Source organism: Actinomyces oris (genome assembly GCF_006546825.1).
In the GTDB taxonomy this organism is placed as follows: Bacteria; Actinomycetota; Actinomycetes; order Actinomycetales; family Actinomycetaceae; genus Actinomyces; species Actinomyces oris.
Map to the genome: position 1 here is coordinate 88,860 of NZ_VICC01000002.1, position 15,931 is coordinate 104,790.

The following is a 15,931-nucleotide window of genomic DNA, read 5'->3' on the forward strand; positions in this document are numbered from 1 at the left end:
CGACTCATCCGAAGATGAGCTGGCGCAGGTACTCGGCGTAGAAGATTCCGAGTCCCGCGATGACGCACAGGCCGGCAATGATCCAGAAGCGGATCACCACGTTGACCTCGGTCCATCCTCCCAGTTCGAAGTGGTGATGCAGTGGAGCCATGCGGAAGACGCGTCGGCCTGTCGACTTGAATGAGACGATCTGGATGATGTCGCTCATGACCTCAGCCAGGAACAGTCCACCCAGGATGACAGCCAGGAACTCGGTTCGAGTCAGGATCGACAGGCCGGCTACCGCCCCTCCCAGGGCCAGGGACCCGGTGTCGCCCATGAAGATCTTGGCCGGTGAGGCGTTCCACCACAGGAAGCCGAAGCAGGCCCCCATGAGGGCGGCGGCGATCATGGCCAGGTCTCGTGGGTCCCTGACCTGGTAGCAGGTGGTGGGGACCATGGTCTCGTGGCCGTAGTTGCAGGACTGGTTGGTCTGCCACACGCCGATGAGCGTGTAGGCACCGAAGACCATGGCCGAGGCGCCGGCGGCCAGTCCGTCGAGCCCGTCGGTGAGGTTGACGGCGTTGGACCAGGCGGTGATGAGGAAGTTGGCCCACAGGATGAACAGGATGAGTCCGACGACGCTACCGGCGAAGGCCAGGTTGATCGCCGAGTCCCGGGCGAAGGAGATCCGGGCGGAGGCGGGGGTCAGTCCGTTGCGGTCCGCGAAGTGCAGGGCCGCCACCGAGAATCCGATGCCGATAAGCGCCTGCCCCACGATCTTCTGCCATGCCCTCAGTCCCAGGGAGCGCTGCTTGGAGATCTTCTCGAAGTCGTCCAGGAATCCGATGAGCCCGAGCCCGACGACGAGGAAGAGCAGCAGGACCCCGGAGGCGCGCGGTGTGCGCAGCTGGCTGAGATTGGCCAGGGTGTAGCCCAGGACAGTGGAGATGATGATGACGAGGCCGCCCATGGTCGGCGTGCCGCGCTTGGTGAAGTGTCCCTGGGGCCCATCCTGGCGGATGAACTGTCCGTACTCCTTGGCGTGGAGGTAGCGGATGAGCAGGGGGGTCCCCAGCAGGGTGCCCACCAGTCCGACCACACCGGAGATGAGGATGGCGGTCATCGGGGACGAACCTCCTTGAGGTGGTCGGCCAGGCGCCAGGCGCCCGAGCCGTTGGAACCCTTGACCAGGACGGCGTCGCCGTCGCAGAGCAGGGCGTCGATCTGGGAGATGGCGGTCGCGGCATCATCGAAACCGACGACCTCGACCCCTCGCGCCCTGGCCGCCTCGAGTGCCTCCTGGGTGGAGCCGATGCCGATGAGCATAGCGGCTCCGGCTCGGGCCGCGAGCTCTCCGGTGCGCGCGTGATCGGCCGCAGAGGACTCCCCCAGCTCAAGCATCTCGGAAATCACGACAACGCGACGTCGGTCCCCGGCCAGAGCCGGCAGCACCGCCAGCGCCGCCGTCATGGAGTCGATGTTGGCGTTGTAGGAGTCGTCGATAAGGAGAAGATCACCACTGAGTTCCGAAATATCCATCCGGTGGGGACTCTCGATGCTCACCGAGCCGAGTCTGTCGGCGATGAGCTCCGGGGCCAGCCCTGCGGCCAGGGCCAGGCCAGCGGCGGCCAGGGCGTTGGACACGTTGTGCACGCCGGCCACGGCCAGCTGGACGCGGCGGGGCTCGGCGAGACCGGGCAGGTGGAGGTCGAAGGCCGCTCGGGCAGCCGCGTCCAGATCCACGTTCTCGGCCCTCAGGTCGGCCTGTCGCCCCCGGGCGGAGAAGGTCAGGACGCGTGCCGGTGCGAGCTCGGCCATGGCGGCGGCGCGGGCGTCGTCGGCGTTGAGGATGGCTATTCCCTCGGGCCGCAGGCCGGCGATGATCTCCGCCTTGGCCGCGGCGACTCCCTCGATGGAGCCGAACCCACCCATGTGGGCGTGGCCGATCATGAGGACCCCGGCCGCGTCCAGGGGGGCGATGTCAGTGAGGTAGGCGATGTGGCCCGGTCCGGAGGCCCCCATCTCCAGGACGAGGTAGCGGGTGGACTCGTCGGCCTCCAGCACGGTCAGCGGCAGCCCGATCTCGTTGTTGAAGCTGGCCCGGGGCGCCACCGTGGGGCCGGAGGCGGCCAGGAGCTGGCGGGTGAGGTCCTTGGTGGTGGTCTTGCCCACCGAGCCGGTCATCGCCACCACGGTGAGACGATCGCCTTGCTCGGCTGCCGCCTGGCGCAGTGCCTCCAGGTGGGTGCGAGCCAGCGCGCCGAGGGCCGCCACGGTGTCCTCCACGAGGACGAGCCCCATGGACACCTCCTCGGCCTGCCCCTGGGACAGTCCGCTGCGGGCGGCCTCCAGGTCGGAGACGATGGCGCCGACAGCGCCCAGGTCGCGGGCCGATCCCAGGTGGGCGTGGCCGTCGGTGCGCTCGCCGTGCACGGCGACGAACAGTGAGCCCTCGGCGGCCTGGCGGGAGTCGGTGACGACCGGTCCGGTCACCGGCGCGTCCGGGCCGATGAGCCTGCCGCCGACGGCGGCTGCGATCTGACTCAGGCTGAGCCTCATGCCCGTCCCCATTTCTCCTCGACGGCCTCAGCCATCACGGGCGCGTCGTTGTAGCGGATGAACTCCCCGGCCATCTCCAGGAAGGGCTCGTGGCCCTTCCCGGTGACGATGACGGTGTCGTCGGGGCCGCACAGCTCAACACCCCGGCGCACGGCGTCGCCGCGCCAGGTGGTGATCTCCTCGACGTCCTTCAGGTCGGGGCGCACGCCGCGCACCCCCTCGAGGATGGCGTTGCGGATGAGCTGGGGATCCTCGCTGCGGGGGTTCTCGTCGGTGACGACCAGAACATCGGCCAGGCGGGCGCACACCTCGCCCAGCATGGGCCGCTTGCCCTGGTCGCGGTCGCCGTCGGAGCCGAAGACCACGATGAGGCGCCCCGGGGTGATGGGGCGCACGGCCTTGAGGGCCAGCTCCATGGCATCGGGGGTGTGGGCGAAGTCGACGATGCACAGGCCGCGTCGGCCGTCACGCTGGCTGATGCGCTGCATGCGGCCGGGGATGTTGTGGGCACCGGCCAGGGCCGCGGCGGCCGTAGCGGCGGGCACCCCGGCGCGGATGGCCATGACCAGGGCCAGGGCGGCGTTCTGCACGTTGACGAGTCCGGGAAGGGGGCAGGAGGCCTCGATCTTCTCGCCGTCGGGCCCGTGGAGGGTGAAGGTGGTGGCGGAGTCGGTCAGGGAGACGGCGGCGTCGCTGACCCACCAGTCGGCGGGAGTCTCACCGGGGTAGGCGCGCACGCGGTCGATCTCGATGGGGGCCTCGGCGGCCAGGGCCGCGCCCCACTGGTCGTCGACGCAGACCACGCCGCGGCGGGCGTGCTCGGGGGTGAACAGCTGCGCCTTGGCCTCCAGGTAGCCCTCCATGGTCTTGTGGAAGTCGAGGTGGTCGCGCTGGAGGTTGGTGAAGCCGGCGACGTCGACGACAATCCCATCGAGCCGGTGCAGGACGATGGCGTGGCTGGAGGCCTCCAGGGAGGCGGCGCCGACCTTGTCCTCCACGGCCAGGGCCATCATCCGCTGCAGGACGGGGGCCTCGACGGTGGTGCGCGGGGACTCCACGGAGCGCTCCCCCACGCGCAGCTCGACGGTTCCGGCCACCATGCAGCCTCCGACGTGAGCGGACAGGATGGCGTCGAGGAAGTATGCGGTGGTCGTCTTGCCGTTGGTTCCCGTGACGGCGGTGGTGACCAGGCCGCGTGCCGGGTGGTGGTAGACCTCGGCGCTCAGGGGGCCGACGACGGCGCGGGGGTCGCTGCGCACGAGGACGGGGGTACCGGGAGCGGTCTGGTGGACGATCTGGGCGCCGTCGGCATCGGTCAGGACGGCAACGGCACCGGACGCGACGGCATCGGCGGCGAAGCGGGCGCCGTGGACGGTGAAACCGGGCAGTCCCACGAAGAGCTCGCCCGGGGCGGTGTCAGCGGAGTCGACGCTGACCCCCAGGATGCTCAGGTCGTTGAGGACCGCGGCGTCCTCAGCTGAGGCGGGAGCCAGGGAGAAGCGCTCGCACAAGGTGCTGATGGGGATGGGACCATTGGAGCTCGGCCGTAGGGCGGCGGCCGACTCGTAGGCGTGGTTGCTCATAGTTCCTCAATCTATCGCGACCTTCCACTGTCGATGTTCCACAAGAGCCCCTCCGGCCCACTTCGCCGAGGTGCTGGTGGTCACGCTCATCTACCTATAGGCGTCCTCACTGATTCGCGTCCCTCTCTCCTCCGGCCCCGTTGCGAGCCGCCCGGGCCGCCACGACGCTGGGGTCCGGGGCGATGTTGAGCGCCTGCATGGCTGCCAGCGCCACCTCCCGGAAGACGGGGGCGGCAACGGTGCCTCCGTAGATCCCCTCGGGACGGTTGACGATGACCGCGATCGCCAGCACCGGGTCGCGCGCAGGCAGGAAGCCGACGAAGGAGGCCACGGTGGAGTCGTCGGTGAGGATCTCGGTGGTTCCGGTCTTACCGGCCACCAGGTAACCGTTGATGGAGGCCGACTCCGCGGTACCGCCCTCCTGAGTGACGCCGATGAGCATCTCGGTGAGGGTCTTGGCCGTCGCCTCGGAGATGACCCGCACCCCCTCGGGGCTCTCCTGGGGGGTCTCCTTGCCGTCGGCGTCGATCCAGGCGTCGATGACGCGTGGGGCCACGCGCACGCCCTTGTTGGCCACGGTGGCCAGCACCTGGAGGGACTGGAGCGTGGTACCGGCCACGCCCTGCCCGAACATCGTGGTGTAACGGGTGCGGTCGTCCCAGGAGCTGGGCGGGTAGAGGATGCCGTCGGACTCCGCCGGCATCTCGATGCCCGTGGCCTGCCCCCAGCCGAAGCGCTTCATGTAGTCGTAGCGGACGTCGTCGGCGAGCTTCTCGCCGATCTGCACGGTGCCGACGTTGGAGGACTCCGCCAGGACTCCGGCGGTGGTCAGGGTCTGGGTCTCGTGCTCGTGGGAGTCCTTGAAGGTCTGCCCGTTGGCCGAGGTCCAGGTGTAGGGGACGGTCCAGGTGTCCTCGGGCTTGACGGCGCCCTCCTCCAGAGCGGTGGCGAAGGTGACGACCTTGCCGACGCTTCCGGGCTCGAAGACGGCCTGGACGCTGCGGGCGGTGCGGTTCTCCTCGGAGGTGGCCGAGGGGTCGGAGGGGTCGACCGAGTTGGAGTCGGCCAGGACCACGACCTTGCCTGTGGCCGGCTCCATGGCCATGACGATGCCCCAGTCCGCGTGCTGGGCGGCCACCGTCTTGTCGATGGTCTCCTGGGCGATGGACTGCAGGTCGGGATTGAGGGTGGTGCGCACCGTGGCGCCGGGTCTGGCCGGTTCGTCCTCCTGCTCACCGGTGGGGATGATGACGCCGCTGCGCCCGACCTCCTCACTGCCCTTGCCGTCGGTTCCCGTCAGGAGCTTGTTCTGGGTGAGCTCCAGCCCGGCCGCCCCGATGAGCTCGCGGTTGTGCTCGCCCTCGTGGGTGAAGCCCAGGACGTTGCCGGCCACGGTTCCGGCCGGGTAGGTGCGTCGGGTGCGCTGGTCGGGCTCGACCCCGGGGATGTCCAGGGCCTTGATCTTGCGCCAGGTGTCAGGAGAGACCTCCTGGGCGATGACCTCGTAGCTCCGGTTTCCCACGAGCTTGGCTCCCAGCTCCAGGGGATCGACGTCGAGGATCGGGGCTAGCTGGGCCGCGACCGCCGTCGCCCCGTAGTCGACGACGACCTTCTCGTTGGCGCCGGTGGACTCGTTGAGTCGCATCTCGGTGCGCTCGTACTGGGCGATGGCGGACTGGTTGACGCCGACGTCGTAGCTGACCGCCGAGGAGGCCAGGACGGTGCCGTCGCGCCCGGTGATGTCGCCTCGGGGGGCTCGGTTGACCCAGGTGACCGTGCGCTCGGCCTTCGCCTTCTCAGCCAGTTCCGGCCCCTCAATCGCCTGAACGTAGACGGTGCGCCCGGTCAGTGCGGTGAACACGAGCAGCCCTCCGAGCTGGAGCGCCTGACGACGCGAGGGATTCACCGGCGCCTACTTCCCGCTCTTGGCGGCGTGGGCGGGGGTTCCCTCGGTGAGCTGCCCCTTGTTGACGTCGACGACGCCGGGGGCGGCGGCGGGCACCATCCCGAGCTCCTTGGCGCGGCCGGCCAGCGCGTCGGGCGCCGAGGCCTCCTGAACCTGGGTGCGCAGCGTCTCGACGTGGTCCTCGGCGACGTTGAGCTCGATCTGCTTCTCCTTCATCCGGTAGGCGGTGTCGGCCATCTTGGCGTTGAGGAGCATCGAGGTGATGAGAGCGCCGGCCAGCACGAGGATGATGACGGTCAGGAAGGGAAGGGAGGACGAGGCCGCCCGGGAGGCGCCGCTGACGACCCGCAGCTGGGGCCGGTTGACGGCGCCCGCCTCGGCGTGTCCCTGGGTGCTGGTGGAACCACTTGCCTGGGCGGTGCGCCGCGTCGCGATCGGGCGGGTGACTCGAGCAGTAGCAGTGGCGCTCATCAATGTGCCTTCCCTGTGCGTAGTTGGACTGGTGTGGATGGACGATGGTGCAGTGGGATCGTTGGCCGCCTGGGGCGGTCCGCCGGCGTCTGGAGCGGCTGGGCCGCCTAGCTGCGGTGGCGACGGCGGGCGGTGCGTTGACCGCTGCGGCGCCCGGGGTCCCGTCCTCGGCCGCCGGCGGGCGCAGAGGCCTCTGGCGAAGGGGCCTGGTCGGCCGGACGCAGGCGGACGGCTGCCCGCAGTCGCACCGGTGCTGAGCGGGGGTTGTGGTCGAGCTCGCGGGCGTCGGCCTTCTCCGCGCCGTTGGTGAGCAGCTCCAGGTAGGGGCGGTCCACCTCGGGGACGACCGGAAGGTCCTGGGGCGCCCGGGAGGTGGCTCCGTGGGCCAGCGCCCGCTTGACGATGCGGTCCTCCAGGGACTGGTAGGACTCCACCACCAGGCGCCCTCCCACGCGCAGGCTGTTGAGAGCCCGGGGCACGGCCCGCTCCAGGACGTCGAGCTCGGCGTTGACGGCGATGCGCAGCGCCTGGAAGGTCCGTTTGGCCGGGTGCCCGCCGCTGCGGCGCGCCGGCGCGGGCACGGACTGACGGACGAGCTCGGCCAGGTCCTGGGTACTGGCCACCGGATCCCCGGACTCGCGGCGGCGCACGATGGCGGCGGCGATGCGGGAGGCGAAGCGCTCCTCGCCGTAGGTGCGCAGGATGCGGGTGAGCTCGGCGGCGTCGGCATGCTCCAGCAGGTCCTGGGCGGTCATTCCTGAACCCTGGTCCATGCGCATGTCGAGAGGCGCCGGGCGGGCGTAGGAGAAGCCCCGCGAGGCCTCGTCGAGCTGAAGGGAGGAGACCCCCAGGTCCATGAGGACGGCATCCACGGTCCCCTCCACACGAACGGAGTGCTCACGAGCCACCCGGCTGACGGCGTCGTAGGTCGCCTGAACCGCGACGAAGCGGTCCCCGAAGCGGGCCAGGCGCGCCGAGGCCAGTGCGATCGCCTCGGGGTCGCGGTCGATGCCCACGACCTTGAGGGTCGCGAAGCGCTCGAGCGCCGCCTCAGTGTGGCCCCCCATGCCCAGGGTGCAGTCGATCATGACCGGCTGGGCCGGGCCGGGCGCCGCCACGCTGCCGGCAGCGCCCTCGATGGCGGGCGCGAGCAGGTCCAGGCAGCGCTCCAAGAGCACCGGCTCGTGCCGGCCGACGGCGTCGGCAGCGGATGCCTGCGCCTGAGAGCTGGTCATGAGGCGTGCTCCTTTCTGGTGCTGGCCCGGCCCCGGTCCGAGTACCCGGCTGGTTGTCAGTTGCTGATGAGCCCTCGACATCCGTCCCTCCCCGGCGCACCGTGCGGGGCGGCCATCTCGCCAGGACTCCTCCCGTGGTTCCGGCGCCGGGGAAGAGGCGTCGGACTCGACATCGGGCGGAGACCTCACGAGATGGTTCGCCAGAGCCCAGATGGCATCTGCGTGCGGTCCGTCGGGTTCGTTCAGTTGTCGAAGAGGTCGAGGCGTCAGAAGAAACCGGGGATGATCTCCTCGGCCGTGTCGGCGAAGACCTGTTCCTGGGCGGCCAGGTAGGTGCTCCAGGACTCGGAGTCCCAGATCTCCACCCGGGCACCGGCTCCGATCACCGCCAGGTCCTTCTTCAGGCCCGCGTAGGCCCTCAGTGGGGCCGGCAGAGTGATCCGCCCCTGCTTGTCCGGGATCTGCGAGTCCGCCCCCGAGAGCATGACGCGCACGTAGTCACGCGCCTGCTTCTGGGCGAGGGGGGCCTCACGCAGCTGGGCGTACATGCGCTCGAACTCGGCGGCGGTGAAGGCGTACAGGCAGTGCTCCTGACCTCGAGTCAGGACCACGCCGCCCGCAAGCTCCTCACGGAACTTCGCCGGGAGGATGAGACGGCCCTTCTCGTCCAGCTTGGGTGCATGCGTTCCCAAGAACATGAGCCACCTCCTTCCCCTCGACGACCCCGTGCACCCCACCCTACTCCACTTCCCTCCCTTTTCTCCCACCCCTTCTCCTCGAGAGCGTCACAGCTGCGTATCACCGACGCCGGCACCACCACCCCAGACCCCTGACTTTTCATTGGAATCACAGCAGTTCAACACCCGTTCACGCGGAGTGGAGGGAGGTGGAGGACAGGTGGAGGGAGGCATTCACCACCACCCTCCTCGGCGTGGTGGATATCCAGGAAAAAAGCAGATTCCACTCGGCCTGCACGCAGGGTTCTGGTGGAGTTCGGAGCTCCGAGCAGAGGTAGGAGCGGAGCCGCACTGCTCTCGAGGCAGCTCTTCCGAGTCCAAGGAATTCCTTGAGATTCTCAGGATTCTGTCCCGACCTGACGAGGTCCGCAGAGGACTGATCGGGGCCTGCAGATACTCAGGTCCTGTCTGCAACGGGTGAGCGTTGGAGACAGGACCTGTGGAGCCGTGCCGGCGGGAGGGATATGGAGGTGGAGGGAAGTGGGGGCAGTGGAGGGATGTGGGGATCGGCGTACGCCAGCAAAGCTGCAGGGGCGCGGGCGCGGGCGTGGTGGAGCTGCTGGAGAGGAGTGGGGGGCTCGGGGAGGTGGATGCGGGCCGGTCAGTCCTCTGAGTCGCGCCGGCGATCCCAGCGCTCTGACTGGCGGTCCATGAAGGAGGAGCGCTTCTTCCCGCCGCCGCCCTTGGCGGGCCTGCCCCGTCCTGCCGCGGACTGACCTGAGCTCGACGTGCTCTCGACCCGAGTCAGCGCCATTGCGACACCTCCGACGGCCACGAGGAAACCGGCGACCCCCAGCAGGATGGACAGGAGGCTGTGGGGCACCGAGACCCCTGCGATGAGGAGCGCCAGACCGACCAGGACCAGGGCCACGCCGCCGCCGATATGGCGGGGCGACGGCCGTGAGAGCCGACGCTCCTCACGCTGGAACGTCTGAGCCAGCTCGGGGTCATCCTCATGGAGCTGCGATTCCAGGTCTCGCAGGACCTGCTGCTCTCGCTCTGACAGTGCCATCATGCTCCTTGCTTCCGGGCGGGGCCGGGGATCTGCGCCGTAGTTGCCAGGATAGGCGCTGTGGGGGCTCAGGAGAAACTCACCGACGAGGTTGGCCGGGACGCAGGCGGCTCCCCCACCCGGGTCACGGACGACGACCTCGCCCTCCTCGCCCTTCCTGCCCGGGCGGCGCCTTGGTGGGGCCGTCTCCTGACAGGAGGCTGGCCGGGGCCACTGCGTGAGTTCCCCACCTGCGGCGCACGGCGTCGGCGGCCCGCTCGGAGGCGCCGCGCCGCGGGTCCTCGTCCAGGAGGAGCTGCACACCGTCGTCGGGGCGCAGCAGTCCCTCGACCCGCACCCCCAGGAGGCGGAAGCCACCGGGCGGGGTGGGCAGGGCGGAGTAGAGCGAGGAGACGGTCTCCCAGATGTCCTGGGCGAGGTCGGTGGGGGTGGCCAGGGTGCGTGAGCGGGTGACGGTGGTGAAGTCGGCCCCTCGGACCTTGAGGACGGCGACCCGGCAGCGCCGGTCCGCCGCGCGCAGGCGGGCGGCGCACTGGTGGGTCTGGTCCAGCAGGACCCGCCGGGCGTGCTCCCGGTCGGTGAGGGTCTCAAAGAAGGTGGTCTCGGTGCCCACCGACTTCTCCTCACGCACCGGCTCGACCCGGCGGGGGTCGACGCCGTGGGACAGCTCGTGCAGGTGGCGCCCGGCGGCCCGGCCGAGGATCCTCTCCAGGTGACGCACGTCAGTGCCCGCCAGGGTGCGCACGTCCTGAATCCCCCATCTGGCCAGGACCTCCTGCGTCCGGGTGCCGACGCCCCACAGGGCCCCGACCGGCAGCACGTTGAGGAAGTCCTGCGTGGCGGCGGCCGGCACCAGGAGTAGTCCGTCGGGCTTGGCGTGGGAGGAGGCGAGCTTGGCGATGAACTTGGTGGAGGCGATGCCCACCGAGGCCGGAACGCCCACTCGCCGGCGTATCTCGGCGCGGATCCAGCGGCCGATGGTCACCGGGGAGCCCATGCGGCGCCTGGCCCCGCTCACATCCAGGAAGGCCTCGTCGATGCTCACCTTCTCCAGGGCGGGGGTGACCTCGGCCAGAACGGCCATGACCTGGGCGGAGACCTGGGAGTAGAGGCCGTGGCGCACGGGGAGGACCACGGCCTGGGGGCAGCGGCGGGAGGCCTCGGCCATGGACATCGCCGAGGAGACGCCGAAGGCGCGGGCCTCGTAGGAGGCTGCCGAGACGACGCCCCGGCCGTCGCTACCGCCTACGATGACGGGACGGCCGGCCAGCTCGGGGTGCTCGAGGAGCTCGACCGAGGCGAAGAAGGCGTCCATGTCGACGTGGATGATGGGGGTGGCGGAGTCATCGTCCCCCCAGGACCGGCGCGCGGCCTGGGAACGGGGTGCTCTGCTCATCTCCACCTCCTCAACGAGTGCGACGGACTCACCGGCTGACGGCCCCCGAGGAGTCCGCCCGCGCTCCTCTCAGGCTACCGTGGGGCTGTGACACGTAGACGCAGGAGCTCCGGGGCCCCGGCGCTGACCGATCTGCCCCAGGGCCCGGTGCGCACTTCCCTGGCCACGGCCGAGCTCGTGGCGCGAGACACCGGGATCCTTCTCATGCTCGACGGCGCGGAGTCCTCCTTCCTGGACCTGCGCGACCCCTCCCACCTTGACTTCGAGTACCACCAGCAGATGGACGCGGTGCTCGCGGCGCTGCGCGGCGAGGGTAGCCCCGTCAGGGCGCTCCATCTGGGTGGGGCGGGCTGTGCCCTGGCCAGGGCGTGGGACGTGACCCGCCCCGGCTCCCAGCAGGTCGCCGTCGAGATCGATGAGATCCTCGCGAGCCAGGTGCGGACCTGGTTCGACCTGCCCCGGTCCCCCAGGCTGCGGATCCGGGTCGGCGACGCCGCCGAGGTGGTGGCGGGGCTGCGGCCGGGCCAGTGGGACGTCGTGGTGCGCGACGTGTTCAACGGTGGGAGCGTGCCGGCCTCCTGCAGGAGCCGGGAGTTCTTCGACTCCTGCCTGAGGGCGCTGGCTTCAGGAGGACTGCTGCTGGTCAACACCGCCTCCATGCCGCGTGCCCTGGCCGGCGCTGAGATCGCCACGCTCGCCGGCGCCCTGGACGGGGGCACCTCCCGCGCGTTCATCGTCGCCGACCCCGCTGCGGTGCGCGGCCGGCGCCGGGGCAACCTGGTGCTGGTGGCCCGCCAGGACCCCTTCACGGAAGGCGAGCTCGAGGAGGCAGAGCGCGCAGTGCGCCGCCTGCCGCTGCCGGTGCGCACCTGGGCGCTCGATGACGCCGCGCTACCGCGCCCTGAGGGTGTCCGGGTCCGCTAGACCCGCACGAGGCAATTGACCGGCCGCCGGTCCGGGGGCGCCAGCAGCGCTCGGTACCGGTCAGCTCCCGCGGCCGGGGTTCCAGCCCTGGGACCCCAGGTCCCCGGAGTCGTTGGCCTCCAGGAAGGCCTCCAGGCGCGCGCCGATCTCCTCGGCGCTGGGCAGGTTGAGGATCGGCGCGGAGGTGTCGACCTCGTCGATGGCGATCCTGGGGGCCATGGCGTCGTACTGGGCCTCCAGGGCGGAGACGACGGCACTGACCTCCGGTTGCTGAGCGGCCTCGGCGTTGATCTCGGCGCGGTTGATGCTGGCGGCGGCCTCGAGGTCCCCGACCGGCAGCGCCAGGCCGGTGGCCTGCACGACGGCGGTCAGCAGTGCCGAGGCCCCCTGCGGGAACTCGTCGCGGGCCACGTAGTGCGGGATCGCGGCCGAGACTCCCCGGGAGTCCAGGCCCAGCTCGCCCAGACGCAGCTCGAGGTAGGCCGACATCGACCCGGGCAGCTCGACGTGCCCGAAGAGCTCGGGCTGGTTGGGCAGCAGGTCGGGCTGACTGCCGTGGTGGTGGACGTAGGTCGGGCGCGTGTGGGGCACGGCCATGGGGATGCCGCTCATGCCGACGGCCTGGCTCACGCCCATGGAGACGGCCAGGTGGGCCACGGCTCCGACGAACTCGTCCCAGCGGTAGTCCGGCTCGCTGCCGTGGAGCAGGAGGACGTCCTCGCCGTCGTCGTCATGGAGGAGATCCAGGACCAGCTCGGGCATGGTGACTGAGGAGTAGTTGTTATGAACGAAGGTCATCGTGGGACGCCGGGCGCGGTAGTCCACGAGGGCGTCGATGTCGAAGGTGGCGACACGCTCGCTGGGGAGCGTCATGAGCAGCTGGTCGACGGCCAGCGCGCCGGCGTTGCCGGCGTCCATGGCGCCCTCGAAGTAGTGGATGAGGACCCTCGGGGAGATCGGCTGATCCGCGGGGTGCTGGATGGTGAACAGTGGTCTCACGAGCCCGTCTCCTCCTGTCTGGTCTGGTTCATCCTCCCGTGGCATGGGTCCGTTGGTGCGCTCGCCGCCCGAGGTGACGGGCGGCGAGACCGACGGCGCCGGGGAGGGCGTGTCCGTGTCGTGCGATGGTCATGGTCTGGGCATGGCCTGGGTTCGGCACCCGGAGCGATTCCGTGTGAGTCGCTTCATGGTCGAGCGACGTCGAGCGTCCTCGGCTCAGTGAGACGATTCGGCGTTTTATCAGGATTCGTCCGGGTGAGTGCCCGGGAACGGCGGTTAGCGTCCTGGGCACTCCTGCCAACACCTTCTGGATTGTCGATGTTCCCGCCCACGCCGGGTTGGGGCGCCTTGTTCGCCCTCGGCGTCCCCGTCGGGGCGTCAGCAGGAGAATAATGGGTCGACCGTACTGAAGCCATCACCGACCCCAGTACCCGTCAGCGTCAACCAGAGCCGGCCAGTGCACCCCACGCGCATGCCTGCCAGAACCAGAACCGATGCGAGGCCTTGTGAGTCAGACGATCCCCTCTCGCCCACCGCACTCCCAGCAGGAGGCGCCGTCGCGGGCGGAGGAAGATGCGGGCAGTGTCCGCGAGCGCGAGATGCGCGGTGAGCAGGTCGTCGTCGACCTCGCCTACAGCGAGCTGGATCGCCAGCTGGCTCAGGCCCGCCACTCCCTGGCCCGTACCGAGGCCCAGGGTGTCAGCGGCACCCACCAGTCCCGCGGGGAGCGGGACGCCTACGCCGTGCACTACTCGTCGCTGGTCTCCTCCCTGGAGGGGGTCGAGGACCGTCTGGTCTTCGGACGGATGGATATGAGCACCTCGCCCGATGACGCGTCGGACTCGGGGTCCTCCGGACGGGCCCCGGCCTCAGCCCCCGGCACCGGCAGGGGCACGGGAGGCTCCTCCCCGGTCACTGACGGGGGCCGGCGCCACTACGTGGGGCGCATCGGTCTGCAGGACGCCCAGCACCGTGAGGTGATCCTGGACTGGCGCGCCCCTCTGGCCCGGGCCTTCTATCAGGCCACGGCCTCCGAGCCCATGGGGCTGGTGCGTCGGCGGCACATCGACACCCGGGCCCGTCAGGTGCTCGGGGTGGAGGACGAGGTCCTGGACCTGGCCGCTCTGAAGGCCGGCCAGGCCCCGTCCGGCTCGTCGGGGACCTCCGTGGCCGCTGGGGACCTGCAGGGCGAGGGTGCACTCATCGCCGCCATGTCCAGCGCCCGTGACGGCCGCATGGGTGACATCGTGGCCACGATTCAGGCCGAGCAGGACCGGGTCGTCACCTCCTCGGGCCGGGGTGTGCTCGTGGTCCAGGGCGGCCCGGGGACGGGTAAGACGGCCGTGGCGCTGCACCGGGTGGCCTACCTGTTCTACTCCGAGCGCGAGCGCCTGGAGCGTTCCGGCGTGCTCCTGGTGGGGCCGTCGCGCACCTTCCTGCGCTATGTGGAGCAGGTGCTGCCCTCCCTGGGTGAGACGGGGGTGGTCTCCACGACGATTGGCGACCTGGTTCCCGGGGTGCGGGCCACGGCGCAGGAGGATGCCCGTATCGCCGAGCTCAAAGGTCGCTCCCTGTGGGTCAAGGCCCTGGAGCGGGCGGTGCGGGGCCTGCAGCGTGTCCCGGATGCTCCCCGTGAGATCGAGGTCCAGGGGGTGCGCCTGTCCCTGGAGCCCGACGACGTGCGTGAGGCGGCCTCCCGGGCCCGTCGGGGCGGCAAGCCCCACAACCTGGCCCGCGAGGCCTTCGTGATCTGGCTCCTGGAGCGCCTGACCGACCAGTACGCGGCGGCCACGAACCAGGACGCCTCGGACGCCGACACGCGCGCCTGGATCCGGGAGGACATCCGTACCGCCCGTGACGCCCGCCGGGAGATCAACCTGTGCTGGATGCCGACGACGCCCCAGGGGCTGCTGGAGCGGCTGTGGAGCCGGCCCGCCCTCCTGGAGCAGGTGGCGCCGTCCTTGAGCGAGCAGGAGCGTACGCTGCTGCACCGTGAGCCCGGGAGCGCTCTGAGTGCGGCGGACATCCCGCTCATTGATGAGCTGGCCGAGCTGCTGGGCCCCAGCGAGGACGCCCAGGCCCGGCGTGCCCGGTTGGAGGCCCGCCGCCGCGAGGACCTGGTGGCATACGCGGCCCAGGCGATCGAGTCCCAGGAGCTGGGCGGCGGGATGGTCAGTGCCGAGATGCTGGCCGACCGGGTCTCCCAGGGCGGCCCCACTCTGACTCTGGCCGAGCGGGCCCGGGCGGATCGGACGTGGACCTACGGGCACGTCGTCGTCGATGAGGCCCAGGAGCTGGGCACCATGGCGTGGCGGGCGCTGGCGCGTCGCTGCCCGGTGCGCTCCTTCACGGTGGTGGGGGACCTGGCCCAGTACTCGGGCCCCCACGCCCCGGGCAGCTGGGGTGAGGTGCTGACCGCCCTGGGGACGGCGTCGGCTGAGGATGCTGCGGAGGCCCAGGGCCGGTCCCGGTCGCAGTCCCGTCACCGGGCCCGTTCGCGCTCGCGGCAGGGCCGGCAGTCGGGGCGCTCGCGTGGAGGCTCGACCCCGCTGCGCGAGGAGGCCCTCAGCGTCTGCTACCGCACGCCGGCCACGATCATGGAGGCGGCCGAGGAGACGGTGACGCAGCTGGGTCACCCGCCGGTCTACCCGGTGCGCTCGGTGCGCGACCTGCCCGATTGCCTGGAGGTCACCGACCCGTCGCAGTCCCCTGAGGGTGGGCAGCCCGAGGCCTGGGCGAGCCTCCTGCGCGAGGTCGTGACCCAGGAGTCGGCCCGCCTGGATGACCAGGTGGGGGCCGGCGTCGGGCGCATCGCGGTCATCTGCCCCTCTCCCGGCCGCACTGAGGCGCTGCTGCGCCAGGACCCGGACCTGGCCGCGGCGATGGAGGCTCCGGGAGGCGACGTGCTGCGCTCGCGGCTGCTGGTGGTCGACCCGGTACTGTCCAAGGGGCTGGAGTTCGACATCGTGGTGCTCGTGGACCCGGCTGAGATCGGTGAGCGCAGCGCGGGCGACCTGTACGTGGCGATGACTCGTCCCACGCGCCGCCTGCGGGTGGTCAGCCGTCTGCCGCTTCCCCGGGGCCTGGAGCCGCGTTCCTCCGGCCGGTGAGCCGGATCGCACAGGGT

General features: G+C 70.7%; 12 protein-coding genes. 2 read left to right on the top strand and 10 right to left on the bottom strand.

Annotated features, from left to right (window positions below; genetic code table 11):
* Positions 1-4 precede the first annotated feature (4 nt).
* From mraY to dinB, 9 genes are all read right to left on the bottom strand, one after another.
* Positions 5-1,105 (bottom strand): phospho-N-acetylmuramoyl-pentapeptide-transferase, encoded by a 1,101-nt coding sequence (gene mraY / locus FK267_RS03360; RefSeq protein WP_003786289.1) that lies wholly within the window; start codon positions 1,103-1,105, stop codon positions 5-7.
* Positions 1,102-2,553 carry a UDP-N-acetylmuramoyl-tripeptide--D-alanyl-D-alanine ligase gene (locus FK267_RS03365; protein ID WP_141406309.1) on the bottom strand — a complete coding sequence of 484 codons (1,452 nt, stop codon included), beginning with the start codon at positions 2,551-2,553 and terminating at the stop codon, positions 1,102-1,104. Before FK267_RS03365 ends, mraY begins: the two co-directional genes overlap by 4 nt.
* The gene (locus FK267_RS03370) at positions 2,538-4,124 is read right to left on the bottom strand and encodes a UDP-N-acetylmuramoyl-L-alanyl-D-glutamate--2,6-diaminopimelate ligase (RefSeq protein ID WP_141406310.1); all 1,587 of its coding nucleotides are present in this window, start codon (positions 4,122-4,124) and stop codon (positions 2,538-2,540) included. The genes FK267_RS03365 and FK267_RS03370 overlap by 16 nt, the downstream gene beginning before the upstream one ends.
* A gap of 106 nt (positions 4,125-4,230) precedes the next feature.
* A complete protein-coding gene (locus FK267_RS03375; RefSeq protein WP_141406311.1) occupies positions 4,231-6,030 on the bottom strand; it encodes a peptidoglycan D,D-transpeptidase FtsI family protein in 1,800 nt (599 codons plus the stop codon).
* A gap of 6 nt (positions 6,031-6,036) precedes the next feature.
* Positions 6,037-6,501, bottom strand: a complete 465-nt coding sequence (ftsL, locus tag FK267_RS03380) for a cell division protein FtsL (RefSeq protein WP_141406312.1) — start codon at positions 6,499-6,501, stop codon at positions 6,037-6,039.
* 107 nt (positions 6,502-6,608) lie between these two features.
* Positions 6,609-7,736, bottom strand: coding sequence for a 16S rRNA (cytosine(1402)-N(4))-methyltransferase RsmH (gene rsmH, locus FK267_RS03385; RefSeq protein ID WP_075378324.1), 1,128 nt, complete (start codon positions 7,734-7,736; stop codon positions 6,609-6,611).
* A 266-nt stretch (positions 7,737-8,002) separates the two neighbouring features.
* Complete coding sequence (gene mraZ, locus FK267_RS03390; RefSeq protein ID WP_003786301.1) at positions 8,003-8,434, bottom strand: division/cell wall cluster transcriptional repressor MraZ; 432 nt, start codon at positions 8,432-8,434, stop codon at positions 8,003-8,005.
* Positions 8,435-9,074: 640 nt separating this feature from the next.
* The gene (locus FK267_RS03395; RefSeq protein ID WP_075378325.1) at positions 9,075-9,485 is read right to left on the bottom strand and encodes a DUF3040 domain-containing protein; all 411 of its coding nucleotides are present in this window, start codon (positions 9,483-9,485) and stop codon (positions 9,075-9,077) included.
* A gap of 124 nt (positions 9,486-9,609) precedes the next feature.
* Entirely contained in the window at positions 9,610-10,881 is a 1,272-nt protein-coding gene (dinB, locus tag FK267_RS03400) for a DNA polymerase IV (RefSeq protein WP_075378326.1), read from the bottom strand.
* Between the two features lie 87 nt (positions 10,882-10,968).
* Between dinB and FK267_RS03405 the strand changes: the two genes are divergently transcribed.
* Positions 10,969-11,805: a spermidine synthase gene (locus FK267_RS03405; RefSeq protein ID WP_232622561.1), complete on the top strand. Its 837-nt coding sequence runs from the start codon at positions 10,969-10,971 to the stop codon at positions 11,803-11,805.
* Positions 11,806-11,865: 60 nt separating this feature from the next.
* On the opposite strand, the gene FK267_RS03410 is transcribed toward FK267_RS03405, so the two are convergent.
* Positions 11,866-12,804, bottom strand: a complete 939-nt coding sequence (locus tag FK267_RS03410; RefSeq protein ID WP_009747573.1) for a PAC2 family protein — start codon at positions 12,802-12,804, stop codon at positions 11,866-11,868.
* A gap of 494 nt (positions 12,805-13,298) precedes the next feature.
* Here FK267_RS03410 and FK267_RS03415 point away from each other — a divergent pair, with 494 nt between their 5' ends.
* Positions 13,299-15,914: a HelD family protein gene (locus FK267_RS03415; protein ID WP_075378327.1), complete on the top strand. Its 2,616-nt coding sequence runs from the start codon at positions 13,299-13,301 to the stop codon at positions 15,912-15,914.
* The last annotated feature ends 17 nt before the right edge of the window (positions 15,915-15,931 follow it).